We start from the raw sequence: 26,236 nt of genomic DNA on the forward strand, positions 1-26,236 counted from the left end.
TGCGCGTGCAAGACAAGCGTCTACAATCGCCGCATCGGCGTGCGCCCCCATCGACAAAGCGTTTTCATGACGACTGAACCACGGCACGAGAGGGCCAAGGCGTACCACCTCGCGGGAGACCTTCCCGCCGCGCGGCAGTTGTATACCGACATACTCACCGACGATCCGACCGACGACGATGCGTCGTTCCGGCTCGGCATTCTCGAATGGCAGAGCGGCAACGGCGATGCGGCGCTCGCGCGGGTACGAGCGGCCTTGGCCAAGCAGCCGGGGCAGTCGCGCTATCGCTTGGGCGAAGTGCAGATTCTGGTCTCGCTCGGGCGGCTCGATACTGCGGTGCAAGCGTGCCTGCGCCTGCTCGGCGACGAGCCGGATTCGGCCGACGGATGGTTCGCGCTGGCGCAGGCGCTCGAGGCGAGCCGACAGTGGAGCGACGCGGCACAGGCTTACGAAGCCCTGCTCGAACGCGAGCCGGCCCACGCCGATGCGCTCAACAACCTCGGCAATTGCCGGCGGCAACTCGGCCAGTGGCAGGCCGCGCAGGCCGCCTATCGGCTCGCGCTCGCGGCGCGCCCCGGCTTTGCGAGCGCCATGACGAACTTGGGCACGCTGCTGCAATCCCAGGGCTCGCTGGGCGACGCGATCGAACTGCTGCGCAAGGCGGTGGCCGTCGAGCCCCTCGCGGCTACGCACCATGCGAATCTCGGCGTTGCGCTGGCCGCGTGCCGGCGCTTCGGCGAGGCGGCCGACGTCTTGACGCGGGCTCGCGCGCTCGACGCGCTCAGCGCGGATATCGCCTACAACCTCGGTACCGTACTCCATGCCCTAGGCCGTCACGCCGACGCCGCCGCGCAGTACGAGGCGGCAGTGGCGCTCGCGCCCGCGCATGCGGATGCGCTCAACAACCTCGGCATCGTCCGTAAGGAACTCGGGGCATTCGCGGCCGCGGCGCAGGCATTCGAGACTGCGCTGCGGGCGAGGCCGACGTTCGTCGCCGCGCACAACAATGCGGGCAGCCTCGCGCGAACGCTAGGGCGCATGGACGAAGCCGAGACCCACTATCGAGCGGCGCTCGCGTTGCAGACGGATCGAGCGTGCGCCGAAGCGGGTATGGCCGCGCAGCGTTCGGCAACCTACAACAATCTCGGCAACGTGTTGAAGGACACCGGCGCGCTCGACGAGGCCGTCGAGTGCTACCGCCACGCCATCGCGTGCGATGCCGGCAATCTGGTCGCACACTGCAATCTGGCCTACGCGCTGACGTTTCAGCTCGACGACGGTTACGCGATTCTCGCCGAATGCCGCCGGCTGGCGGAGCACCACGAGGCGCCGTTCATCCGTGTCCCGGTGGCCCATGCCAACGCGCGCGTGCCGGATAAACGGCTGCGGATCGGCTACGTTTCGGCGGACTTTCGCGATCACTGCCAGTCTCTGTTCACGATGCCGCTGTTCGCGCATCACGATCACGATGCCTACGAGATCGTCTGCTACTCGAGCGTCGAGCGCGCCGACGCGATGACGGATCGATTGGCGGCCCATGCCGATCGATGGAGGAACGTGCGCGAGTTCGACGACGCGCGACTGGCCGAGGCGATCCGCGAGGACGGGATCGACGTGCTCGTCGACCTGACCATGCACATGGCCGATGGCCGGCCGCTGCTGTTCGCGCGGCGACCCGCGCCGGTTCAGGCCGCGTGGCTGGCGTACCCGGGCACGACGGGGAGCCGCGCGATCGGCTACCGTCTCACCGACCCCTGGCTCGATCCGATCGACGACACCGGCCAAGACGACCGCTACAGCGAGCGCTCGATCCGGCTGCCCGATTCGTTCTGGTGCTATGACCCGCTGTCGGACGAACCCGCCGCGATCGAATTGCCGGCGGCGCGAGCGGGGCGCCTGACGTTCGGCTGCCTGAACAATCCGTGCAAGCTGACGAATCGGACGATACGGCTGTGGGCGCGGGTGCTCGAGGCCACGCCCGGTAGCCGGCTTGCGCTGATGGCGCCGCAAGGCCGAGCGCGGGAGCGGCTGCTCGCCCGGCTGGCGGCCCAGGGCATCGATACGGCCCGTGTGGAGTGCGAGCCGTTCAGGCCGCGCGCGGAGTATCTTCGCACCTACCGCGAGATCGATCTGGCGCTCGATACGTTCCCGTACAACGGCCATACGACGAGTCTCGATGCGCTGTGGATGGGCGTGCCCGTCGTCACGCGCGTCGGTACGACGCCGGCCGGACGAGGCGGGCTCAGCCAGCTTTCGAACCTGGGCCTACAGGCGTTGGCCGCCCATACCGACGACGACTACGTGAACATTGCGACCGCGCTCGCGGCCGACCTCGATGCACTGGCCGCGCTGCGAGCCGAGTTGCGGCCGCGGATGCAATGCTCGCCGCTGATGGACGGCGAGCGGTTCGCCCGCCGCATCGAGCAAGCCTACCGTGCGATGTGGGGGGAGTGGTGCGCAACGCGTGCGCCAGGGGGCGATCCCGTTCAAACGTGTCCGGCCTGAAGCGTGCCGTGGGTGCGTGGATCGGCGGGCGCGTCGGGGACGATTTCCAGGCGGTAGCCATGCCCATAGACGGGCGCAAGCCGGACACCGTTGTCGGGCTTCAATTGCAGTTTCGAGCGAACGCGCGACATGTGCGTATCGAGCGTTCGAGAGATGGCGCTCTGCGGCTGGCCCCAGAGCGTCCCTCCGATATGCTCGCGCGACAGCACGCGGCCCACGTGTTGAAAGAGCAGCAAAACGAGATCGAATTCGCGCCCGGTCAGCTCGATCGGCGTTTCGCCCAAAAAGCAGGCGCGGCTGACCGGATTGATGCGGTAGCGGCCGACCTCGATGATCGACTGCGCGTCGGCATCCGACTCGGGATACGCGCGCCGGCCAAGCGCATCGATTCGAGCCAGCAGCTCGCTCGTGCGGATCGGCTTGATCATGTAATCGTCGGCGCCCGCGGCCAGTGCCGTCACGACATCGGCTTCGAGCGAGCGGCTCGTCATGAACAGGATCGGCACGCGCTCGCTGAGATTGGCGCGCGCCCAGATCGTGACCTGATGGCCCGTCACGCCGGGAACGCACCAATCGAGCAGAATCAAGTCGAATCGATCGCGTTTCAAGCGGCGAATCAACTGGCTGCCGTCGCGAAACAAGTCGCACTCGTGGCCCGCCGCGCGCAATACCTCGCCGATGTGTTCGGCCAGAACCTCATCGTCTTCCAAATAGGCGATCTTCATTTTCTTTCGGGTCTCGCACGCTTGCGTCCGATATGCGCCGGTTTCATGGCGGCATGTCCGACTGGAATTCATTTCGCTCGGATTGTACAGCCACCGCTCAAAAAAATGATTGAATGTAACTTGACAGCGTGCCTGTAATTGACACTTGTTTGCAATTTCACGCCCGCTTTGCGGGTCGGCTCGCTTCGGCTTGATTCGGCTAGATGCCGCAAAATAGCGGGTGAAAACGGAATGAAATGCGACAGAGTGCATTCATCGATGCACGATTGTCTGAAATTCGTTAAGCTCCCGGCTTCGGCGTCGCCGAACCGGTTCGCAGCGGGAAAACGCCGGTAAGAGACGCCGGCCTCATGCCGATACGGAATGCGGCTTTTGTCGCAGTCCTCGCCGCTTCATAAATAAATCGTGCATTCAAAGATACGACAATGCATACCCCATATGCCGTCGCCACGGCTTCGCGAGACGACTCGCTCGATTTTTCAAAAGCCGGGTGCGGCAATGAGGGGCGCGGTTCCGCAATGGCCGTTGTCGCGGCCATCGCCACCGCCGTTGCGTTATTCGGCACGTCATCCGCCGGCGCCCAAACACGATTCGATGCGCGCGCAACCGCGGCTTACGTCACGGTTGCCGGCGATACGCTCTACGAAGTCGCGCAGCGCTATTTGACCGACACAGGAGGCTGGCGCGCGCTGGCCCTGCTCAACCACGTCAGCGCGCCGCGGCGCTTGCCCGCGGGGATGACCCTGCGTTTGCCGCTCGCCTTGCTGCGCCGCGATTCGACCCCCGTCAGCATCGTCGCGTTGAGCGGGCTCGTGACCGCGCGGATGCGCGGCAGCTCGGCCGGCGCGGGCGCGTCGCCTTCCGTGCCGCTGCTGGCCGGGCGCATTCTTGGCGAGAACGACTCGATCAGCACCGGCTCGGACGGCTTCGCCACGCTCGAACTCGACGACGGATCGTATGTCAGCCTCGCGCCGAACAGCCGCATCATGTTGTCGATCTTGCGCAAGATGGCGCTCACCGGCATCGAGGATCACGTGATCGAGTTGCAGCGCGGCGAGGTGAGCAACGAAGTGACGCATGCCAAGCGGCCGGAAGACCGCTTCGAAGTTCGCACACCGTCGATCGTTGCCGGTGTGAGAGGCACGCGCTTTCGCGTCAACGAATTGCCGTCGATGACGGCCGTCGAAGTCCTCGACGGCACCGTGGCGGTCGGTACATCGGCAAAAGCCGGTCAAGACAAGGCGGCCGCCGACAGCGCCGCATCGCAATTCGTCAGTGCCGGCCGAGGCAGCGCCACGCCGAACGGCGGTGCGGTCGGTGTGCCTCAGCCGCTCCTGGCTGCGCCGCGCCTCGTCGATCCGGGGAAGGTGCAGGACGGGAAGGTCGTGACCTTCAATATCGAACCTGCGCCGAGTGCCGGCGGCTATCGCGTCCAGATCGCACGCGATGCCGATTTGCTCGACTTGATCCGCGATGCGCGAGTGCAGGCGCCGAGCGCGACGTTCTCCGACGTGCCGGACGGCACTTATTTCGTGCGCGTTTCGGCGATTGATGCCGGCGGCCTCGAAGGCCTCCCGCGCGTCTATGCGTTCGAACGCCGCGCGAACGAACTCAGCGCGAGTGCCGCCCATCGCGCGGGCTCGCACGAGTACCGTTTCGCCTGGCGTGCGTCGCGGGCCGATCCGGCGACCCGGTTCCGCCTCGTGCTGTCGCGCCATCGGGACCTTCGCGATCCGATCGTCGACGCGGTGGACTTGGCCGAGTCCTCGCTCGTCGTTTCCGACCTGCCGGCCGGAGAGTACTACTGGCGCGCCTTGTCCGAGCAATACGAGGGCGGCCGGTTCTACGAAACGATCGGGCCCGTGCATGCGTTCACCCTGGCCAAGTGAAAGGTGCGCGGATGACATCTGACGAGTCGCTCGCGCCGCCCCATCGAGCCGGCCCGACATGGAGACCGGCGCTGAGCGTCTGGCAACGCTTCATGTGGGAGTGGCTGGCGATCGGGTGCTTCGGCGTTGCCGCGGTGTTCTTCGTTGTCTTCTGGGGCATCGCCACGAACTTCAATCGGCTGGTCTACGATCGCATGCTGACGATGCGCTCTCAGCCCCTCGCGCCCGAGATCTCGGTCGTGCGCATCGATGACGACAGCGTGTCGGAACTCGGCCGCTGGCCGTGGCCGCGTACGCTGCAGGCTCGCTTGATCGATGCCGTTGCCAAGGCCGGAGCGGCCGCGATCGTCTACGACGTGCTGTTGACCGAGCCGTCGGAAGGCGATGACGCGCTGGCGCAGGCACTGCGCTCGGCGCCGACCTACTTGCCGCTGTTCGTCGATCCGCGTGCGCGCGGAGCGGTGGTTCGCCCCGTGCCCGAACTGGCAGCGGCGGCCGCCGGCATGGGCCACATCGACGTCGAGCCCGATTCCGACGGCATCGTGCGCGGCGTTGCCCTGCAGGAGCGCGCGGACGGTTCGAATTGGCCGTACCTCGTCATGCCGTTGCTCGATGACATTCGGAGCGGCAAGATCGCGCTCGCCGACGGGCGCTACCGAGCTCGCCCTATGAGCGCTGGCCCGGCGGCAGGCGCTTCGACGGGAAGCGCCATCGACGAAGCGCCGTCGCGCGTGCTCATTCCGTTTTCAGGCAGCGTGCCGAACGGCGCCCAAGTCTCCGCGCGCGACTTGCTGGACGGCAACTTGCCGAGCGGCGCGCTCGCCGGGAAGATCGTGTTCGTCGGGCTGACGGCCTCGGGCCTGTTGACGCATTTGGCGACGCCGATCACGGGAACGTGGGGGCCGACCTCCGATACGCTGCTGCATGCGAACGCGCTCAGCGCACTGCTCAGAGGGCGGGAGATCCGTCCGGTACGGCAGCGCTGGCTGTTCGTCGTGTCGTTGGCGCCGCTCGCGGCGCTGCTCGCCGGGCTGCTGTTCCTATCGCCTTGGCGTACCTTGCTGCTCACGATCGGCCTAGGCATCTTTTCGCTCGTGCTCAGCGCGGTGCTGCTCGACAGCGCCTGCATCTGGCTCTCGCCGGTGCCGGCGCTGATCGCGCTGGCGGTGGTCTACCCGCTATGGAGCTGGCGCCGGCTGGAAATGACGATGTCGCGTCTGCAGGGCGAACTGCAGCGGCTCGCGGACGACCCCGACGACATGCCGATCATCCCGGTCCGCCCGCGCAACGTGCGCGGCGATGCGCTCGAGCGGCACATCGCGCTCGTCGAGCAAGCGGCCGATCGAATGCAGGACATGAAGCGGTTCGTCTGGGACTGTCTGAACAGCCTGCCCGAACCGATACTGGTTGCCGATCGGCAAGGGCTCATCTGTGTCGCGAACAAAGCCGCGCGCGAATGCTTCGCCCCCTTGAGCGCCCGGCCGCTGGAAGGTCGTCTGTTGACCGAAATGCTCGGCGAGATGACCTTCATCAAGACGATCGCGCCCGAGCCCGTTTCCGATGCGGAGTTGATCGCGCGCTGGCCCGAAGTCCTCGATCCTACCGATCTGGACCGCGTCTGGATCGTCAAGCGCGGGATCGAGGTCCGCGATCATGCCGAACGCGACTATCTTTTGCGCTACGCGCGCTGCCGCAACGCGCGCGGGGAAGCCTCGGGGTACTGGGTCGTGGGCCTCGCCGACGTCACCGCGCTGCATGCCGCGGAACAAGCGAGGGAGGATGCGTTAAGGCTGCTGTCGCACGATATGCGCTCGCCGCACGCCTCCGTGCTGGCGCTGATCGAGGACGAAATGGCCATCTCGCGCTCCGAGCGCGTGCGTACGCTGCTCGAACACATCGAGCGCTATACGCGGCGCGCACTGACGCTCGCCGACGACTTCGTGCAGCTCACACGCGCGGAGTCGCAGGCTTATGTCTTCGAACCCGTGAATCTTGCCGACGTCGTGCTCGATGCGAGCGACGAGATCTGGCCGCAGGCACGCGCCAAAGGCATCTTCGTCGAAACGCATTTCGAAGGCGACGGCCATTGGATTCATGCCGACAGGTCGCTGATGACGCGAGCCGTGACGAACCTGCTGAACAATGCCGTGAAGTACAGCCCGGCCGAGACCATCGTCCACGTGTCGGTGACGAACGGGACGAACGATCGGATTCACTGCCGGATCGCCGATCAAGGCTACGGCATGACGGAAGACGCCCAGGCCCACCTGTTCGAGCGCTTTCGCCGTTTCCGGACGCCGGGGCAGCCGCATTCGCAAGGCGCCGGTCTCGGCATGGCGCTCGTGAAGACGGTGGTGACCCGCCACGAGGGCGAAGTCACGGTGGCCAGCGAACCGGGACGCGGGACGACGGTGACCGTGTCGGTACCGCGCTGGGATGGCGAGGCTTGACGGCCGCGCGGCGTTTCCGGCTCCCTCGCCGACACATCACGACACATGACGATATGACGACATGACGAGCGCTTCAAAATGAAAAAGATCTTGCTGCTCGCCGCCTGTGCGGCCGCGTTGACCGGGTGTGCGGGGACTCGAACCGCCGTGCGGGCGAGTTCGGGGGACGCGTTCGGCAACGGCGCGCGCACCTATGCGCTCGCGAGCGATTCCGCCGCCTCGGATGACGAAAGCCGGCGCTATGCATCGGCGATCGAGCGCCGCTTGACCGAACTCGGCTTCGCGGCCGAGCCGGAGAAGACGGCACGCTATCGTGTCGAGCTGGCGCACGAGACGCGCCCCGCATCCGTCGGCATCGGCTATACCCACTGTGCCGACGATGTTCCGTGCGGAGCCGCGGTGCTGCCGGCCGGCTTCGAATGGCCCGGCACGACGACGTACGTGCATTCGCTGACCCTACGGTTCTTCGACCATGCGGATGGACGCGAGACCTACAAGGTCAGCGCGACGAAACGCGATCGGGATCCCGGTGCGGCGCGCGACATCGACGATCTCGTCGCGAGCGCGCTGGCACGGCTCCCGTTTGCCCCGACCGGCGCCCGCAACGGCCCCACCGATTGGAAGGTGACGCTGCGCCAAGCCGGAACCGACGCCGTCCCTCGCGTCATGGGCATCGCTCCGCTGAAATAGCGGGCTTCGCCTGCGCTCGTACTGGCGGCCATTCTTCCGTAGAATGCGCGATGCGAACCTCCGCGCTCCGCCGGTTCCAGGAGACTAACAATGACTACGACAACGACCACGGTCGGCGATCCCCCGCAAGCCGTGCGGCGTATCACCGGCTGGTATGCCGCGCTTCTGCGCACGGCATTCGCGCTGCTTCCGGCTTATCTGATTGCGTATCTGTACTACTTTCAAGATCCGCATCTGCTGTTCGAAAGCCACGTATTTCACGAAATCGCCATTGCGGCCGCGACGCTCGAGGGCGTGTTCGTCAGCTACGTGACGTGGCAATGCTATCGCCTGTCCGGCGAACCGATCCTGCGCTGGCTGACGCTCGGCTTCTCCGGCTTCGTGCTGATCTATATGCTGCACGGCGCGTTCACACCGCTCGCGCATCACCACATGTGGCTCTTTTTGCTGTACGGCCCTGCGTCGCGTCTGGCGATGGCGATCCTGCTTTTCGTCGGACTGTTGTCCTACGCGGCGCAGGCCGATGCGGTCGAGCGCCGCACGGACCGCTGGCAGTGGGGCATGTGGTTCGCCGCGTTCGCCGTGATCGACCTGCTCGTGGCCGTGCTCTCGAATTCGTCGATGGCCGGCATCCAGGTCGCGCGGCTGCTCGAAGGCGCCGCATTGGCGATTTCGCTGCTGAACGTCGCCTGCCTCATCGTGCGCCGGATCCGTTCGCCGCTGATGCAGATCTTCGGGATCTCGGTCATGGCGTTCGCGCTGTCCTCGCTCGCATTCCTGCTCGGCAAGCCATGGAATCACATGTGGTGGCTGGCCCACGCGACCTTCGCCGGCGGTTTCTTCCTGCTCAGCTACGGCATCGTTCAAGCGTTTCATACGACGCGCTCGTTTTCGAAGATCTACAGCCAGGAAGAATTGATGGCCCAGCTGCGGCAGGAAATGGCGCGTACCGAAAGCGCGCTGCAGGAGTTGCAGCGTAGTAATCAAAAGCTCGAATCGCTCGCGGCGGTCGATCCGATGACGGGCGTGTCGAACCGGCGCACGTTCGTCGACCGCCTCGAGACGGAAGTCAGTTCGGCGAAACGGGGCGGGGCGCCGTTCTCGCTGCTGGCGGTCGATCTCGACAATCTGCAGCGTGTCAACGAGCGGTTCGGCGAGCAGACGGGCGACCGTATCCTGCGGTCCGTCGCCCAAGCCTGCACCGAGGCGATGCGCCCCTATCACGGCATCGCCCGGGTCGGCGGCGGCGAGTTCATGGCCGTGCTGCCGAGCGCGGCGCTCGATGCCGCGCTGATGATCGGCGAGCGGATCCGCGCTTCGATTCAGTCATTGCAATTCGAGGGCGGGCATGAGCATTTTTCGGTCACGGCCAGCATCGGCATCGCCCAATTCGGGCAGGACGGCACGACGTCCGACGCGATCATGCGCGCGGCCGGCGAGCGCTTGAAGCGCGCGAAAACGCACGGCCGCAACTGCGTCATTGCCGTCTGAGGCGACTTGAAGCTGCCGGAAGCTGGCCGAGGCACGCCGCACGCAGGCATTGGCCGGCCGGCGCCGGACGGCGCTCCGGCTCGGCGCCGCGCAAGACGCGCTCGTTTGGGGTAGCTTAAGGCTGCGTTAAGCCGCCCCGTGCCATCCTCGGCACGGTCAACCACCTCGAAACGAACGAATCATGCGCTTGCTGCTGGTCGAAGACGATCGAATGATCGCGGAGCCCGTACTCGATACCATGCGTCGCGCCGGCTATGCGATCGATTGGGCCGAGGACGGCCGTGCCGCCGATCTCTCGCTCGGCAACGATGTCTACGACTTGGTGCTGCTCGATCTGGGCCTGCCGAAAAAAGACGGAATCGCCGTGCTGCGCACCTATCGCGACGCGGGCGGCGCGGCGCCCGTCATCATCCTGACCGCGCGCGACGCGGTGGACGAGCGTATCAGGGGCCTCGATACGGGGGCCGACGACTACCTCGTCAAGCCGTTCGACCTGGACGAACTCGCGGCCCGCGTGCGGGCGCTGCTGCGACGGCGCACGGGGCAAAAGCAGCCGGTCTATACCCATGGCGAACTCGCGCTCGATCCCGCGGCGCACGAGGTGACGAAAAACGGCGCGCCGGTCGCGCTCGTGCCGCGCGAGTTCGCGCTGCTGCGCGCGCTGATCGAATCGCCGACACGCGTGCACACTAAGGCCGAACTCGAGGAAAAGCTGTACGGCTGGGGCGAGGAGATCGGCAGCAACGCCGTCGAAGTGCATGTGCACAGCTTGCGCCGCAAGCTCGGCGCGGAGCAGATCGTCACCGTGCGCGGCGTCGGTTATCGGTTGAAGCGGGCAGAATGACGTCGATTCGGCGCTGGCTGCTCGGGTGGCTGATCTTCGGATTCGCGGCGGCATCGGCTGTCGCGGGCTATGCGATTTTCCGTACCGCGCATGAGGAAGCGAGCGAACTCTTCGACTACGAGTTGCACGCCGTGGCCGTTTCGCTGCCGCCGAACATGGCGGCAACGAGCGCGTTGACGCAAGGCACCGCGATGCAGGACCTCTCCGACGATCGCATCGCGATCGAAGTCTGGGACGGCGAGGGGAAACTCGTCTATCGATCGGAACAGGCGCCGAGCATCGAGCGGCTCGCCGAAGGCTTCCGGACGATCGAGCGCGGCGAAAAGCATTGGCGCGTGTTCGGGTTGCGCCAGCCAGAGCGTTTCGTTCAAGTCGCCCAGCCCGTGTCGGTGCGCGAATCGCTCGCACTGCGCCTCGCATTCCGCACATTGTGGCCGCTCGGCCTTTTGCTGCCGTTGGCCGTCGCGCTCGTGCTCGTGGTCGTAACACGCGCGCTCGCGCCGATCCGCGCGCTGTCTCGCGGGCTTTCCACGCGCTCGCTCGACGTCCTCGAACCGGTGCACCTCGAAGGTCCGGTGCCCGTGGAAATCCTGCCTCTCGTCGAAGCGCTCAACGATTTGCTTGCGCGGCTCAATGCGGCTTCGAGCGCGCAGCGCACTTTCGTCGCCGACGCGGCGCACGAACTGCGCTCGCCGCTGACCGCGTTGAAGCTCCAATTGCAAGCCGGGGAACGTGACGGCACGCTAAAAGGAGAAGGGTCGACGCTCGAGCGCATCGAACTGCGGCTGGACCGCATCATTCGGCTCGTGCAGCAATTGCTGGCGCTCGCCCGCGAGGACGCGGAACCCATCGGCGCTGCTTTGACGCCGGTCACGCTGCGCCGGCTCGCCGAGCAGGCGGTCAGCGATTTTTCCCTGCTGGCGGAAGAGAAGTCTATCGATCTGGGCTTGGAAATCGCGCCGCCCGCAAGCGATGCGGATGCCTTCGAGGTATTCGGCGAGCCGCATTCCTTGGCGGTACTCCTAAATAATCTGCTCGACAACGCGATCAAGCACACGCCGGCCGGCGGCCGCGTCGACGTCGTGCTGCGCCGCGATCGGGAAACCGTGTCGTTCGAGGTCAGGGATACGGGCTCGGGTATCCCCGAAACGGAACTTGCGCGCGTGTGCGACCGGTTTTATCGCGGCACCGAAACCCAGGGGGAGGGCAGCGGGCTGGGCCTGGCCATTGCTACGCGCGTAGCACGACGTCATCGTGCCGGAGTCGTGCTGCGCAACAACACCGACGGGCGGGGACTGACGGTGACGGTAGTGCCGTTCAGGCCGGCTCGTGCCGATCCGGGCTAGGGCGCACCGCCATCCCGCCGTCCGCGGTAGTCGCTCGACATGCGACAGGGCCGGCGCGCGTTCGAGCGCGGCCGGCCCTGTCTTCATGCCACGGCTTTCTTAATACCGGTGGTCGGGATCGGGATGGTGATCGCGATCGGCGTGGTAGTCACGATCGTGGTGCGGATCATGGGCATGCGGGTGGCGGCGCATCCAGTCGTCGTGATCCCAGTAGCGGTGGCCGTCCCAGTAACGATCGCCGTGCCAGCCGAGCGAAATGCTGACGTCCACCGGGATCATGTGTGCCTGCGCGTAAGCAGGCTGCGTGGGCTCGGGCGCATACTGCGCGAATGCGCTGCTCGCACCGACGAGTGCGCTTGCGGCGACAATGGCGATGAGGATCGAACGCGGCTTGTTGTTGGCAGACTTCATGAGTGTTCTCCCTACTTGAGTTGCAACATGGGCATCGGCGCGAATCGTGTGGAGATTTTTGCCGTTTGCGTAAGACCCACCTTAGCAGCCCCATTTTTTAATAGTCGTGAGCACTTGTAAGCAAAGTTAGACGTCTGAAATTTGGTATTAAGATTCGGCGCCGGGTATATTTCCGGCTGCGCCGCGCGGAGCGCGAGGCGCGCACACCGATACCCACGTCTTCGCACCGTGCTATGACCCCAGGCAAGCGCCGCTTGTTAGTGTTGTTCCTGATCGTTCTGATCGGCATTTCACCTTTCATTTCGGTTTCAATCGCCGGGGCGATCGCCGATGGACGAAGCTGCGGACTCGACGAAGGCAGTATCCATCCGTGCATGTTTCTCGGGCACGATGTCGGCAACTTGCTGTATACGATGTTCGTGATGGGATGGGCCGGTTTGGTGACGATTCCGACAGCGCTGGGCCTGCTCGGCGTGTGGGGCGTCGTGGAGCTGGTGCTCGCCGGCAGGCGCAAAGCGCGCAGCTAGCACCCGCCGCGGCTTGTTTCCGTCGCGCCTGAATCCGGACGATCCACGATAAGCGCCATGCAGCGTCAATTCGGAGACCTCCTCCTCGGCAGCATCGAACTGTTCTGCCTTGCGGCGGAATCGGAAAGCTTTACGATCGCGGCGACCGCGGCCGGCGTCAATCCAGCGGCGGTCAGCCGCTCGGTCGCGCGCTTGGAGGCACGGCTCGGCGTGCGGCTGTTCGTCAGGACGACGCGACAGATCAGGCTGACCGACGCGGGGCGCCGCTACTTCGAGGAGTGCCGGCAGGCGCTGTCGCAATTGGCCGAGGCGGAGCGCGAAGCGACGGGCCAGCAGACGACGCCTTCCGGCGTGCTGCGCGTCAGCATGCCTACGCCTTATGGGCACTACCGCGTGCTGCCCGTGCTCGCGACGTTTCGGGCGCGCTATCCGAACGTGAGGATCGAAGCGCATTTGAGCAATCGCAACATCGATTTCGCCGAGGAAGGGTTCGACCTTGCAATCCGTGGGCGGGCGCCGCGCGATTCCAATCTGATCGCGAGAAAGCTCGAGGACGCCGAACTCGTCGTCATCGCCTCGCCCGACTATCTGAGTCGAGCCGGCCGGCTCGACACGCCGGACGATCTCGTTCACCACGACTGCATTCAGTTCGAGTTGCCGAGCAACGGACGTCACGTTCCATGGACCTTCAAGCAAGGCCACGAGACCGTCGAAATCGCGACGAGCGGCGCCTACACGACCTCGGGCGATGCGCTTGCGGGTGTCACGTTGGCACGCCATGGAGCGGGGCTCTTTCAAACCTATCGCTTTCTCGTCGAGCAGGACTTGGCCGACGGCACGTTGAAGGCGATGCTTCCCGGCTACGGCGGCTGCACGCGCCCGTTCATGCTGCTTTATCCGCACAACCGCCATTTATCGACACGCGTGCGCAGCTTCGTCGACTTCCTGGTCGAAGAGGTGCGCAGGTAGTGTAAGTGCGTGCAGCGCCTTCTTCCTCCAACCGCTGGCCTTTAACCGCTAGCGTCTAACCTTTCGCCGCTCGCTGCCTGCGAAACGCTTCGACGGGCATCCCACCCCAGCCCCAGTTTGCCAGCTCGACTTCCTCGATGACGACGAACGTCGATTCGAGCGGCTTAGCCAGAACGTCGAGCAGCACTCGGCTGACGCCGTCGATCAGGCGCGCCTTCTCTTCGGCTGTCACGGCATGGGCGCCGGGGCGAGTGCCTTCGCGCGTGACTTGAATGGTGACGATGGGCATGACGTTCTCCGTTTTGTTCGGTCGTTCGGTTGTTCGTTCGATGCGATGAACCGGGGTGGGCGCCGGCATAGACCGTCGGCGGCCCCCCTCGATCTTGCGCCGATTAGCGGCCGGCGCTCTGGCCGCCGTCGACGTGCAGAATTTCGCCGGTCACGAACGGCGCGTTGTCGAGGTAGAGGATTGCGTCGACGATGTCGCTCATCTCGCCCATGCGTCCGACCGGATGGAATGAGGCCAGCGTCGCGTGCGTTTCAGGCGCATGCATCGGCGATTTGATGATGCCGGGCGACACCGCGTTGACGCGAATGCCGGCCTTCGCATATTCGATCGCCAGCGATTTCGTCGCGGCGTTCAAGCCGCCTTTCGTCAGCGAGGCGAGCACGGACGGCACCTTGCTGTTCGCTTGCTCGGCGAGCGTCGTCGTGATCGTGACCACATGCCCGCCGCCGTGCTTTTCCATCTGAGCGATGGCTTGCTGCGTAATGTGAAAGAAGCCGTTCAAATTGACGCTGTTGAACCTGGCGTAGTCGTCGGCCGTGTATTGGGTGAAGGGCTTGGCGATGAAAATGCCGGCGTTGTTGACGAGCGTATCGATGCGGCCGAAGCGCCCGATGGCTTCTTCGACGATGCGCTTGGCCGTCTCGGGATGACCGATGTCGCCCGCGACGGTAACGAGATCGGCCTCGTCCGACGGCGCGATCGTGCGCGCATTGGCCACGACGCGATGGCCGGCCGCACGGAACGCTTTGACGGTCTGAAGGCCGATGCCTTGCGAGGCGCCGGTAACGATGATGACTTTGGACGTGTTCGACGTGTTCGACGTATTCATGTTGGGTCTCTCGATGAAGTATGAAATGCGATGAATGGATTCGGCTCGATCGCCGATCGAATCGACGGATCCGATGGCGCAAACTGTAGGCGCGCCGCCGCCCGCTTCGAAGACCCGGACAGGACAAATAGTCTTGCGCCGCAGGAACAAATCGCGTTTCGGTCGTCCGCGTCGAATGAGTCAAAAGTCCTTTGCCTTGCGCGGCGAGTCGTACCGAGCGTTCGTTTTTAAAATCCTGGCCATCGACTCATCGATTCGAAGGCAGGACGACATGGACACGACTCCCACGACCACCGGCACTTATCGCGGCGCGGCCGTCGCGCCGCAAGCGACGGCCGGCTATGCCGGGCGCAACGCGCGGCACTGGCGCATGAATTTGGCGGTCTGTGTCTTCGGATCGTTCACGACGCTCTTGAGCCTGAGCATGTTGCTGCCGTTTCTTCCGCTTTATGTGCGGCAACTCGGCGTAACGTCGACGTCGGCCGTCGTGCAATGGTCGGGCGTCGCGTTCGGCGTCACGTTCCTCGGCACGGCGCTCACGGCGCCGATCTGGGGGCAGCTCGCCGACCGCTACGGACGCAAGCCGATGCTCGTGCGCGCAGCCGTCGGCATGGCGCTCGTGATGTCGACGATCGGGCTCGCGCACAACGTCTACGAACTCGTCGCGCTGCGCTTCGCGGCCGGGCTCATCGGCGGGTACGCCTCGGCATCGATCGTCATGATCGGCACGCAGGCGCCGCCCGAACGCTCGGGCTGGGCGCTGGGCATCTTGTCGACGGGGGTGCTTGCGGGCAATCTCGTGGGGCCGCTCATCGGCGGGCTGTTGCCCAACTTGATCGGTATTCGCGGGTCCTTCTTCGCCGCGGGGGCCATGATCGCGGTCGCCGCCGTGTTGACGATTGCACTCGTGCGCGAGGACTTCAGCCGCGCGCCGAGGCCGGAGCCGATGCTGCGGCGCAGCGCGATGGCCGGCGTCCTGGGCGGTAAGCAGGGCTATGCGACGCTGGCCGCGCTGTTCCTGACCGCAATGATGGTCCTGCTGTCGAACATGTCGATCGAGCCCATCATCACGGTCTACATTGCTCAACTGAACGTGAGCACCCATCGGCTCGCCACCGTTGCCGGCATCGTGATGGCGTGCTCCGCGTTCGGGAGCATGCTGATGGCCGCGCGGCTCGGCGCGCTTGCCGATCGCATCGGAGGATGGAAGGTCGTGGTCGGCTGTCTGATCGCGACGTCGCTCGCGATGATTCCCCAGGCGTTCGTCACGCATTGGTGGCAATTGGCTGCATTGCGCGGCGTGATGGGCATGACGCTCGCGGGCCTGTTGCCGTCGATCACGAAACTCGTGCGCCATACGGTCGACGAGCGTTCGTCGGGCAAGATGCTCGGTTACCTGCAGTCGGCGCAATACGCCGGGCAGGTCGTCGGGCCGTTGCTCGGCGGCGCGATCGGCGTTCATTTCGGCCTGCGCTGGGTATTCTTCGCCACGGCCGCGCTCTTGCTCGCATGCGCCGCGTTCAACACCGTCATCCAACGCAATCGAGCGTAAAAGCCGCGCCGCACCCATCGGCGCATACTCTCCGGTACGATTGCCGCTCGATGCGGCTCGTCGAATCCGACACGGGGGTATGACGGCGATGGACGTAGCGCGCAGCATGAAGATCTTCGTCGCGGTAGCCGAAGCCGGCAGCTTCACCGCTGCCGCCTTGGAACTCGACGCCACGACCGGATACGTTTCGCGAGCGGTTTCGGACCTCGAGTCGCGCCTGCGCACACGGCTGCTCAATCGCACCACGCGCCGAATCGCGTTGACGCAGGCCGGCGAACGATACTTGACCCGCTGCCGCGACATCCTCGCCTCGATCGAGGCAGCCGAAGGCGAGGCGTCGCAGGCGCACGCGACGCCGTCGGGCACGCTGCGGGTTCACGCGATGGCCAGCATCGGCCAGAACTATGTCGTGCCTGCCGCCGCCGCGTATCAAAGGCTTTATCCCGACGTCGCCGTCGATCTGACGCTGTCGCAGGACGTGCCCGATTTGCTCGAAGACGGTTACGACGTCGTGCTGCGCGTGTCGCCCGACAGGCTGCCCGACTCCAATTACATTTGCCACGAACTGGGGACTGTACGCGGCATCCTGTGTGCCGCGCCGGCCTATCTCGCCGCGCACGGCACACCCGCCACGGTCGACGATCTCGCGCGGCATGCTCGCCTGCAGGTCGCCTTGTCGGTGTTCCCCTCCGATCGTTGGCGGCTGATCGGGCCGGACGGAGAGCACGACGTGCCGTTGCCCGAGCATCGCTTCAAGGTGAACGTGCCCGATGCGATGGCCGTCGCGTTGCACGAGGGGATGGGAATCGGCGCCTTGCCGACGCTGGCCGCGCGAACGTCGCTGCGCACGGGGATGCTCGTGAGAGTCTTGCCCGAGTATCACCTGCAAGCGCTCGACATCTACGCGATCTACGCGTCCCGTCAATACGTCGACGCCAAGATTCGGACCTGGGTGGAATGCGTTCGCGCGTCGATCGCCGATGCCTTGGCCGAGGACGCCCGGCTCGCCGGTAACTACGCTGAGCGGCGCACGGCGCAAAGCGACACGGCGGCGACGAGCGCGATGCCTGCGGCAACGAGGGGTTGATCGAACGAGTGCGTATGGGCGACGAGCCGATCCGACAAGAGCGGTCCGACAATTTGCCCGAGCCCGTATGCGGCCGTCAACGTCGCCATCAGATTGAACCTCACCGCGTGCGCCACGTGCTTCGCGGCGGGCATGATGATCGTCACGGTGCCGACGAAGGTGCCGCCGACGAGTACCGCGCTGCCGAAGAACGCGAGCGGGGTATGAGCGAGGGCCGGCAAAACGACGCCGATCGCTTGCAGCACTAAGTTCGCCACGATCGCCGCGCGGCTGCCCAGGCGTTCGTGCAATGCATGCCATGCGAAGCACGAGGGCACGGCGGCCAGCCCGAATGCGGCCCAGACCTGAACCGCATTGACTTGCGGCAGTGCGGTCTTGATGAGCAGCGGCAGATAGGTGGCCGTGACGATGTAGCCGAAGCCGGCCAAGCCGTACATGGCGACGAGCAGCCACGGTGCGATGGTCGATCCGGGGCGGCGCGCATGCTGAGCGTGATGCGCCGGCGCCTCGTACGGTGCCGAGGGGGGCGCGATCTTCGGCCAGGCGAGCGCGCAGAGGGCGGCCGAGGCGGCGGCCAGCAGCAGCCACAGCGTCGACGAGCCAAGCCCGCCCGCTTGACCGAACACGACGAATTCGGCGGAAATCGCGATCCCGGCGCCGACGCCCGCGTACAGAATCGGTGCGCCGTGGTGATGCCCCATCACATGAAGCAGCCATACGGAGGCCGCGACGAGCGAGACCGCACTCATGACGCCGGCGACGAATCGCGTCGCGACGAGCATCGATACGCTTGGATGAAACGCCAGAGCAGCCAGGCAGACCACCGTTCCAGCAATGGCGATCTTGCTCAATCGGGCCGAATGCCGCTCGCCGACCCAGCTCATGGCGAGCGCACCGAGCAGGTAGCCGGCGTAGTTCGCGGAGGCCGCGAGCGAGCCGACGGAAACGGTCATGACCGCCTCCTTCACCATGATGGGATACATGCCGGTGAAGGAGAACCGCCCGAACCCCATGCCGACGGCGAGAATCAGGGCGCCGGCCAGCGATTCGAGGATCGGGGCGCGGCGAACGCGTACGAAGGTGCTGTCCATTTTCATTCGATCGAACGTTTGAACCGTTCGACACCCTCTTAAGAAGATGATGAAGATGAACACATCGTGGCCGCGCGAGCGGGCGCGCACAATCGCCGGCCGGTAAACAGTCTTTTTACCGCTCGGCGCCTTCTTCGTGCCGCTTGTACTGCGCCGCGAGCTTATCCTGCTGACTCGGCGGCACGGGATCGTAGTGGCTCAACTCGATGCTGTAGTTGCCGTCGCCGCCGGCCATCGCGTTCAGCCTCGATTGATACTCGGCCAATTCCGACAACGGCACCTTGGCGACCACGGCCATCATGCTGCCGCCGAGCGCGCGCGAGCCTTGCACCTGCGCGCGCCTAGAGGAAAGGTCGCCCATGATGTCGCCCATCGACGATTCGGGTGCCGTCACCTCGAAATCGACGATCGGTTCGAGCAAGATCGGCTGTGCCTTGAGCACGGCATCGATAAACGCTTTACGCCCCGCGACGACGAATGCCACCTCTTTCGAATCGACGGGATGGTGCTTGCCGTCGTACACCGTGACGCGGACGTCCTGCATCGGAAAACTGGCGAGCGGCCCGCTTTCGATCACCTGAAGAATGCCTTTTTCGACGGCGGGCATGAATTGTCCCGGAATGGCGCCGCCCTTGACCGCATCCACGAACTCATAGCCGGCCCCGCGCGGCAGCGGTTCGACGCGCAGCATCACTTCGCCGAATTGCCCCGCGCCGCCGGTTTGCTTCTTGTGCCGATGATGTCCTTCGGCGGCCGAGCCGATCGTTTCGCGATACGCGATCTTCGGCGGCCGCGTGACCACGGCAAGCTTGTACTGGTCGGTCAGCCGCTCGAGCATGTGCCGAAGATGAAGCTCGCCGAGCCCGCGCACGACGGTTTCGTTCGTGCCCACGGGATGCTCGATGCGCAGGCACGGATCCTCGGCGGCCAGCTTCTGCAGGATTTCCCATAGACGCTGCTCGTTGCCGCGACGCTCGGGCTCGATCGCAAGCGCGTAGATCGGGTTCGGAAACTCGAGCGGGACGAGATGGATGTTGCCGTCTTCGGGGGCATCGTGCAGCACCGCGTCGTAGCCGATCTCGTCGACCTTGGCCGTCGCGCAGATATCGCCGGGACCCGCTCTGACGATGTCGACATGATCCTTTCCTTGCAAGCGCATCAGATGCGCCACGCGAAAGGGCTGGCGCGCGCTGCCGATATAGAGCTGGCTGTCGCGCCGCACGGTGCCCTGATGGACGCGAAACACGGCCATCTTGCCGATATACGGATCGACGACGATCTTGAACACATGGGCGAGCACGTGTTTGTCGGCATCGGGCTGCGCCTGCACCGTTTCTCGGCGGTCGTCGGCGTCGCAGTAGAACAAGGGCGGATTGCCCTCGAGCGGATTGGGCAGCAAGCGCACGAACACGTCGAGCAGTTCTTCGATGCCCGCGCCGGTCGCGGCGGACGTGAAGCAGATCGGGATCAGGTGTCCCTCCCGCAGCGCTTGTTCGAACGGCGCATGCAGCTGCTCGGGTTTGATCGCCTGGCCTTGCTCCAAGTAAATCTCCATCAAATCGGCGTCGAGTTCGATGACTTGATCGACCAAGGCATCGTGTGCCGACGCGACCGAGAGAAAGTCCGCTTCGCCGGCCGGGTTGAAGAAGCAATCGACGACGCCATGCGCCTGCCGCGCAGGCAGATTGATCGGCAAGCAGGTATTGCCGAAGGTTTCCTGGATTTGTCCGACGAGCGCGGGCAAGTCGACTTTCTCGCCGTCGATGCCGTTCACGACGAGAATCGTGCACAGCTTGCGTGCCTTGGCCCAGGCCATCATGCGGCGCGTGGTCATTTCGATGCCGGTGCGGGCATTGATCACGACGGCAACGGTTTCGACGGCGGACAACGCGCCGAGCGAAAGGCCGGAAAAATCGGGGTAGCCGGGCGTGTCGACGAGATAGACGCGCGTATCGCGGTAATCGAGGTGTGCGACGGCGGAGTTCAGTGAGTGGTGGTACTTGCGCTCGAGCGGATCGAAATCGCAGACCGTCGTGCCTCGCTCGATACTGCCGGAGGCGTGAATGGCACCGCTCGAGCACAGCAGCGCTTCGATCAGCGAGGTCTTGCCGCAACCGGCGTGGCCCACTAGCGCGATGGTCCGAATGGCTTCGGGTTGGTAGTCCACGGCCGCCCCCGTCCAGCGATCACGATTTGGGCATTATTGGCGAAAAAGACGCCAGCCGCCACCCGGCACGCTGCCGATTTGCGCGGTCGGATACGCCCCCGATTCTCACCTGGGGCCGGGCGGGTAAAGGGCGCGCGGGTCAAGTAAATATGAGCGGATTTAAGATAAAATCATGAGATCCAAGACCGTCAATCATGTTTAAATAAAAGATCCCTTCTGCGATAAATCGAACTTGGGTGATGTGCGCAAGCGCGCCTGGATCTCAATTAATACATAACAATTGTCAAAACCCGCGTCTCAGCATGCGCGAATCGATTGGCGGTGCGGTATTTTTTCGTCTCGGATGATCTGTTGAAATCGTCAATGCCGTTGGAATTTTTGTGCTGGAATGAGGTAATCATAAAATAGTGGAAAATGGGAGGCGAATTGCAGCTTTTCAGATGCAGCGCAGACCTTTTTCTTTTTCTTGACTTGCAATGCGTGGCTTACTAAATTCCGTTTCAACTTCCAATTTTCAAAACGAACATGCAAACCCGAATCGAAGCTTGGGTGAGACGAGCGGCGCCGATCTCGGGGGAGCACTGCTAAAAGTAAAATTGATTTTCCGAGTGCGAGTGGAGCAATACATTTCCGCCTTATGCGCTACTCGTCCTGATCGCACCGAGTTCGGATCGATTTGAGATTTTCGGCCGGAGAAGCCGAGATGGGCACGCGGCTTCAGCAGATTCGGCGTGGCATCAGTGCCCGTGAATACTGATCTGTCTACAGGCGTGACATCTGCACACGACTGCGAGCCGGACCCATCTGTTTATGAGCTTTCTTGCGACGCGGCCACAGGGTATCGACACGTTGACCATCTGGCAAAAAACCGAGGGCGAAATATGAACCGAGTTCGATATGGAGATCTCATCGTACTGGAGAATTGCGACAGCGACGACCATTTGTTCCTAGGAATCGTCCCGCGCAGCAAGGGGCGGCGTCATCCGTTGCAGCTGTCGACCGAAGTGGCCGAAGCCGACAAGCACCCGGGTTGCGACTATCAATGGCGTGTGCTGCCCTTGATCGGTTCAAAGCGAAAGTGGGGCGATCCGGTCGGCTTTGCCGATCGCATTCGCCTGCAGATGGTCGACGAGAAAAGCCAATCGCGAATGCTGGCAGTCAGCCATTTGGACGACCGGTCGATCATGGCCGAGCGGCGGCCTGCACGGGCCGAGTCGTGTAGCTGGTGGCTTTCATTTTCGAGGGAGTTGGCCATCGGCCGCGATGGGCGTGTGGCGCCGGTCGGCGACTTCGCGCCCTATCTGGAATACGGCGAAGTCAACTACGTCACGCTCGTCAACCGAGCTGGCTATCTCGCGGCGACCGACGATCCGTATCGGATCCTGCGCAAGCGCACCGTCTTGCTATGCGATCTGCCCGAACGGGGCAAGGCCGTGTGGTGGCGCATCCATCGGTCGACGTCGGACGTCGTGTCGGTCGCTCCGAACGCGTCACGCCCGGTCATGACGCGCGAGACGCCGGCGCGCTCGCTGTCGGCGGCTTAGGCTAGGCGTCACCCGGCAGCAAGGAAACCGGGAACGCTTGCTCCGAATGAAAGGGCCTCGCACGGCACGATCGGCACGATCAGTGCGGATACGCGACGACCTCACCGTCGACCGATAGCCGCACGCGAGTACCGACGGCGGGAGCGCGATAACCCGGCACTCGCGCATAGACGGCAAGGCCGCCCGCGAGAGCAGACGCCGGCGCGGCTTCGAGCCGTAGATTCAGGCGCGCATCGTGGCCGTAGAACGTCACTGCTTCGACATAGGCGGTGCACCGGTTGTCTTCGGCAAGCTCGGAGCGATCTCGATCCTCCACCGCGACTTGGATTTGCTCGGGGCGAATCATCACGTCGACGGGCCCGCTCGCGTGCGGATCCGAGAGCTTCAATCGCCCGAGATCGCAGCGCGCGCTGCCTTGCTCGGCGACGCCCGCGAGCATCAACGCTTCGCCGACGAACGAGGCCACCTCGCGCGAGACGGGGCGGCGGTACAGGACGTCGGGTGCCGCGATTTGAATCAAGCGTCCGTCCCACAGCACCGCCACTTCGTGCCCCATCGACAGCGCTTCGGATTGATCGTGCGTGACGAGCACGGCCGTGGCACCCGCGTGCGCGAGGGCATCGGCAACGGCTTGGCGCGTCTCCGCGCGCAGCGAGGCGTCGAGCGAGGAGAACGGTTCGTCGAGCATGACGAGCGACGGCGACGGCGCGAGCGCCCGCGCAAGGGCGACCCGCTGCTGTTGCCCGCCCGACAATTGATGCGGCGGCCGATCGCCGCACGAGAGCGGCAGACCGACGAGTTCCAGAAGTTCGTCGACTCGGTGGCGTGCGCGGCGCTGCTGGCTGGGAAGGCCGAACACGATGTTCTCGGCGACGGACAGATGCGGAAACAACGACCCTTCTTGCGACACGTAGCCGATGCGCCGCGCTTCCGCCCGCACGTAAATCTCGTCGCTCTCGACTTGCCGGCCGCCGATTTCGATCGTTCCCTGGCTGGCGCGCTCGAAGCCGCAGACGGTACGCAGCAATGTCGTCTTGCCGCTGCCGGATGGCCCCAGCAGCGCGAGCAAACTGCCGTTCTTGACCGAGAGATCGACGCCGCGCAGCACGACGTGATCGCCGAAGGCCTTGTGCAGACCTCGTAGGGTTAAATCGCTCATGGAAATGTCAGAGATCGGCGCGCGCCACGACGGACCGGCCCAGGAAGGTGAAGAGCAGAGCCGATGCCCCGAGCGAAATGCCGACGAGCAAGGCCGCGTACGGTGCCGCGGCCGCGAATGCGAGCGTGGCGGTGTCGCTCCAGACTTGCGTGGCGAGCGTTTGCGTATCGAGGGGCGAAAGCAGCAGGGTTGCGTTCAGCTCGGTGACGACGGAGATGAACACCATCGTCGCGGCGGCACCAAGGCCGGAACGGGCCAACGGCAGCAATACGCGGCCCAGAATCGGCAGCGTGCGCAGCCCCAGCGAGCGGGCCGCCTCCTCGAGCTTGGGCTGCACCTGAAGCAGGGAGGCGCGCACGCTCACGAGCGCGAGCGGGAGAAACAGCGCCGCATAGGCCGCGATCAGCAGGGTCGTTGTCTGATAAAGCGGGGTCGCCACGCGCACGGCCAGCGACACCAGCGCCAGAGCGATGACGAGCCCCGGCACGCCTTGCGCGAGCAAGACGACGCGCTCGAGCCACATCGCGAACCGCCCGGGATAGCGAACGAGCAGAAAGGCGAGCGGCAAGGCGAGGGCGGTGGTCACGACCGCGGCCTCGAGGCCCAGGGTAATGGAGGTTTCGGCGGCGGCGAGCAGCGACGCGGCCGAGACTTCGGTCGGCGTAATCGCCGCGGCGCCATGCTGAGTCAGCCAATAAGCGATCGTGGCGAGGGGCACGCCGAGCGTCACCACGCTGAGCAGTGCGAAGCCCGCGACGACGGGCCATCGCCAATGACCGAGGACATAGCGCGCCGCAGTTCGGCGCGTGCCGCGGTCGATGCGGGCATACCGCGCGTGACCGCGCACGCGGTGTTCAAAGGCGATGCAAGCGAGACCCGCAACGATCAGCACACACGCGAACATCGAGGCGCCTCCGCCGTCGAAGCTGGTGCGGTACTCCGCGAAAATCTCGGTCGTAAACGTCCGAAAACGCAGCAGCGCAAAGGCGCCGAACTCCGACATGACACCGAGCGCGACGAGGAGCATGCCGCCGAACAGCGCGGGACGAAGCTGCGGCAGGATCACCCGCATGACGATCGCACGCCGGCCGCAACCGAGCGAACGGGCAGTTTCCTCGAGCGCCGGGTCCATGCCGCGCAGCGCGGCTGCGACGGGCAGGTAGACGAGCGGGAAGTAGGTCGACGTGACAACCAGCAGTGCGCCGCCGAAGTCTTGCAGATTCAAGCTAAGCGAGACCCACGCATAGCTGGCGATGAACGGCGGCATGGCGAGCGGCGCGACCATCAACGCGGCCCAGAGGCGGCGCCCCGGAAGGGTGGTGCGTTCGACGAACCATGCCGCCGAGGTGCCGATGACGGCCGATGCGAGCGTGGCGGCCACCGTGATCATCACCGTGTTCGCAAACAACTCGCCCACGAGCGGGCGCAGCAGCAGATCGATCGTCTCGCCGATCCCGAAGGTGGCCGCCCGCCACGCCGTAAAGGCGATCGGCAGGAGCACGAGCAGCGCCCCCAGCATGGCCGCGATCGACAACGCACGGGGAGCACGCGAGCGTTCGCGTCCTCTGCGACTTCCCGGTGCTTTTCGTTGGCGTGCTCGCACTACCGCCGTACTCATTTACAGCAGGCCGGCTTCACGCAGCAGCTTCGCGGCTTGGCTGTCGTCACCGAGCTGCTCGACCGTCAGCGCGGGCGGCTGCAGCTCGTTGAAGGGCTTGAGCATCGGATCGGGGGCGACGCCGGCGTGCAACGGATATTCGTAGCCGATCTTGCCCGCCGCCATCAACGCTTGCGCGTGTTCGCCGACGAGGTACGCGAGGAAACGCTGAGCGCCGCTCGGGTTGTGCGCGTTCTTGAGCACCGCCGCGCCGGAGACATTGACGAGCGCGCCGATGTCGCCATGGCCGAAGTGATAGATCGCGCTGCGCATCTTGTCCTTACCGAGTTCCGTGTAGAGGCGGTCCCAGTAGTAGTTGTTGATGACGCCCGTTGCGACCGCGCCGCGATTGACGGCGGCGACGACACCTTCGTCGTCGTCGAAGACTTGCGAGTTGTCTTTGAGGCCCTTGAGCCAGGCGAGCGCTTGATCGTGCCCCTTGGCCGCCAGCACGCCGCTGACGAGCGGGAGGAAGTCCGAATCGCTCGGGGCGATGCCGACCTTACCCTTCCATTGCGGCTTCGCGAGGTCCATCAGCGAGGCGGGCAGTTGCGCCGGCGTCACTTGGGCCGTGTTGTAGGCCAATACGTTTTCGCGCGCGAACACGCCGACCCAGTTGCCCGTCGGCGAATTGAAGCGCGCGGGCACGATGGCGAGCGTCGATTTGTCGACCGTGCCGAGCAGGCCCTTTTCCTGAAGCAGCATCAACTCGGGGGAGTTCTCGGTGAAGTAGACGTCGGCCGGCGTAGCCGAGCCTTCGGCCACGAGCTGCGCCGCCAGAGCGGGGCCTTCGCCGCTGCGGATGCGCACCGTGATGCCGGTTTCCTTCGTGAATTCTTTCGCGAGCTGCCCCACCAATTGCTCGTGCTGCGCGTTGTACAGCGTGATGGACTCGGCGTGGGCGAAGCAGGGTGCGCCGCCGAACGCCGCGAGTGCGAGCGTGGCGACCATCATCTTCACGCGTTTGCCAAATCGGTATTGCGTCATGTTCTTGTCTTTCCTAGGCGAAATAGA

At 64.9% G+C, this 26,236-nt stretch carries 21 protein-coding genes; 12 read left to right on the plus strand and 9 right to left on the minus strand.

Annotated elements, in window-relative coordinates; genetic code table 11:
- Positions 1-66 precede the first annotated feature (66 nt).
- The gene (locus DWV00_RS21380; RefSeq protein ID WP_115535618.1) at positions 67-2,505 is read left to right on the plus strand and encodes an O-linked N-acetylglucosamine transferase family protein; all 2,439 of its coding nucleotides are present in this window, start codon (positions 67-69) and stop codon (positions 2,503-2,505) included.
- Here DWV00_RS21380 and DWV00_RS21385 read toward each other — a convergent pair.
- Complete coding sequence (locus DWV00_RS21385) at positions 2,487-3,230, minus strand: response regulator transcription factor (protein ID WP_115535619.1); 744 nt, start codon at positions 3,228-3,230, stop codon at positions 2,487-2,489. The two genes, DWV00_RS21380 and DWV00_RS21385, sit on opposite strands and share 19 nt — an antisense overlap.
- 425 nt (positions 3,231-3,655) lie before the next feature.
- Here DWV00_RS21385 and DWV00_RS21390 point away from each other — a divergent pair, with 425 nt between their 5' ends.
- The 6 genes from DWV00_RS21390 (at position 3,656) to DWV00_RS21415 (ending at position 11,940) form a co-directional block, all read left to right on the plus strand.
- Positions 3,656-5,119, plus strand: a complete 1,464-nt coding sequence (locus DWV00_RS21390) for a FecR domain-containing protein (RefSeq protein ID WP_115535620.1) — start codon at positions 3,656-3,658, stop codon at positions 5,117-5,119.
- Between the two features lie 11 nt (positions 5,120-5,130).
- Positions 5,131-7,569 (plus strand): CHASE2 domain-containing protein, encoded by a 2,439-nt coding sequence (locus tag DWV00_RS21395; RefSeq protein ID WP_115535685.1) that lies wholly within the window; start codon positions 5,131-5,133, stop codon positions 7,567-7,569.
- A gap of 78 nt (positions 7,570-7,647) precedes the next feature.
- Entirely contained in the window at positions 7,648-8,259 is a 612-nt protein-coding gene (locus DWV00_RS21400; protein WP_115535621.1) for a DUF4136 domain-containing protein, read from the plus strand.
- Between the two features lie 90 nt (positions 8,260-8,349).
- Entirely contained in the window at positions 8,350-9,750 is a 1,401-nt protein-coding gene (locus DWV00_RS21405) for a GGDEF domain-containing protein (protein ID WP_115535622.1), read from the plus strand.
- A 181-nt stretch (positions 9,751-9,931) separates the two neighbouring features.
- A complete protein-coding gene (locus DWV00_RS21410) occupies positions 9,932-10,594 on the plus strand; it encodes a response regulator (protein ID WP_115535623.1) in 663 nt (220 codons plus the stop codon).
- Positions 10,591-11,940: a sensor histidine kinase gene (locus DWV00_RS21415; RefSeq protein WP_115535624.1), complete on the plus strand. Its 1,350-nt coding sequence runs from the start codon at positions 10,591-10,593 to the stop codon at positions 11,938-11,940. Before DWV00_RS21410 ends, DWV00_RS21415 begins: the two co-directional genes overlap by 4 nt.
- A gap of 99 nt (positions 11,941-12,039) precedes the next feature.
- Here DWV00_RS21415 and DWV00_RS21420 read toward each other — a convergent pair whose 3' ends face one another.
- A complete protein-coding gene (locus tag DWV00_RS21420) occupies positions 12,040-12,351 on the minus strand; it encodes a hypothetical protein (protein WP_115535625.1) in 312 nt (103 codons plus the stop codon).
- Positions 12,352-12,584: 233 nt separating this feature from the next.
- On the opposite strand from DWV00_RS21420, the gene DWV00_RS21425 reads away from it, so the two are divergent.
- Together DWV00_RS21425 and DWV00_RS21430 are read left to right on the plus strand one after the other, a co-directional pair.
- Positions 12,585-12,878 (plus strand): hypothetical protein, encoded by a 294-nt coding sequence (locus DWV00_RS21425; protein WP_115535626.1) that lies wholly within the window; start codon positions 12,585-12,587, stop codon positions 12,876-12,878.
- A 57-nt stretch (positions 12,879-12,935) separates the two neighbouring features.
- Positions 12,936-13,847 (plus strand): LysR family transcriptional regulator, encoded by a 912-nt coding sequence (locus tag DWV00_RS21430; RefSeq protein WP_115535627.1) that lies wholly within the window; start codon positions 12,936-12,938, stop codon positions 13,845-13,847.
- Between the two features lie 55 nt (positions 13,848-13,902).
- On the opposite strand, the gene DWV00_RS21435 is transcribed toward DWV00_RS21430, so the two are convergent.
- Together DWV00_RS21435 and DWV00_RS21440 are read right to left on the minus strand one after the other, a co-directional pair.
- Positions 13,903-14,136 (minus strand): tautomerase family protein, encoded by a 234-nt coding sequence (locus DWV00_RS21435; protein WP_115535686.1) that lies wholly within the window; start codon positions 14,134-14,136, stop codon positions 13,903-13,905.
- A gap of 103 nt (positions 14,137-14,239) precedes the next feature.
- Positions 14,240-14,965, minus strand: coding sequence for an SDR family NAD(P)-dependent oxidoreductase (locus tag DWV00_RS21440; protein WP_115535687.1), 726 nt, complete (start codon positions 14,963-14,965; stop codon positions 14,240-14,242).
- Between the two features lie 271 nt (positions 14,966-15,236).
- On the opposite strand from DWV00_RS21440, the gene DWV00_RS21445 reads away from it, so the two are divergent.
- Both DWV00_RS21445 and DWV00_RS21450 read left to right on the plus strand, forming a co-directional pair.
- Positions 15,237-16,517: an MFS transporter gene (locus tag DWV00_RS21445; protein WP_115535628.1), complete on the plus strand. Its 1,281-nt coding sequence runs from the start codon at positions 15,237-15,239 to the stop codon at positions 16,515-16,517.
- An 88-nt stretch (positions 16,518-16,605) separates the two neighbouring features.
- A complete protein-coding gene (locus DWV00_RS21450) occupies positions 16,606-17,604 on the plus strand; it encodes a LysR family transcriptional regulator (RefSeq protein ID WP_115535688.1) in 999 nt (332 codons plus the stop codon).
- Here the strand turns inward: DWV00_RS21450 and DWV00_RS21455 are convergent.
- Positions 17,532-18,695: a YbfB/YjiJ family MFS transporter gene (locus DWV00_RS21455; protein ID WP_115535629.1), complete on the minus strand. Its 1,164-nt coding sequence runs from the start codon at positions 18,693-18,695 to the stop codon at positions 17,532-17,534. The genes DWV00_RS21450 and DWV00_RS21455 overlap by 73 nt on opposite strands.
- A 115-nt stretch (positions 18,696-18,810) precedes the next feature.
- Positions 18,811-20,862 (minus strand): elongation factor G, encoded by a 2,052-nt coding sequence (gene fusA / locus DWV00_RS21460; protein WP_115535630.1) that lies wholly within the window; start codon positions 20,860-20,862, stop codon positions 18,811-18,813.
- Between the two features lie 881 nt (positions 20,863-21,743).
- On the opposite strand from fusA, the gene DWV00_RS21465 reads away from it, so the two are divergent.
- Positions 21,744-22,406, plus strand: coding sequence for a hypothetical protein (locus DWV00_RS21465; RefSeq protein WP_115535631.1), 663 nt, complete (start codon positions 21,744-21,746; stop codon positions 22,404-22,406).
- A 79-nt stretch (positions 22,407-22,485) separates the two neighbouring features.
- On the opposite strand, the gene DWV00_RS21470 is transcribed toward DWV00_RS21465, so the two are convergent.
- Genes DWV00_RS21470 through DWV00_RS21480 form a run of 3 tightly spaced genes read right to left on the minus strand, consistent with a single transcriptional unit; the run spans position 22,486 to position 26,209 of the window.
- Entirely contained in the window at positions 22,486-23,565 is a 1,080-nt protein-coding gene (locus DWV00_RS21470) for an ABC transporter ATP-binding protein (RefSeq protein ID WP_115535632.1), read from the minus strand.
- 7 nt (positions 23,566-23,572) lie between these two features.
- A complete protein-coding gene (locus tag DWV00_RS21475) occupies positions 23,573-25,183 on the minus strand; it encodes an ABC transporter permease (RefSeq protein WP_115535633.1) in 1,611 nt (536 codons plus the stop codon).
- Complete coding sequence (locus tag DWV00_RS21480) at positions 25,184-26,209, minus strand: iron ABC transporter substrate-binding protein (RefSeq protein ID WP_115535689.1); 1,026 nt, start codon at positions 26,207-26,209, stop codon at positions 25,184-25,186. It abuts the gene before it with no gap.
- Between the last annotated feature and the right edge of the window lie 27 nt (positions 26,210-26,236).

The organism is Trinickia dinghuensis (genome assembly GCF_003367175.1).
Taxonomy (GTDB): Bacteria; Pseudomonadota; Gammaproteobacteria; order Burkholderiales; family Burkholderiaceae; genus Trinickia; species Trinickia dinghuensis.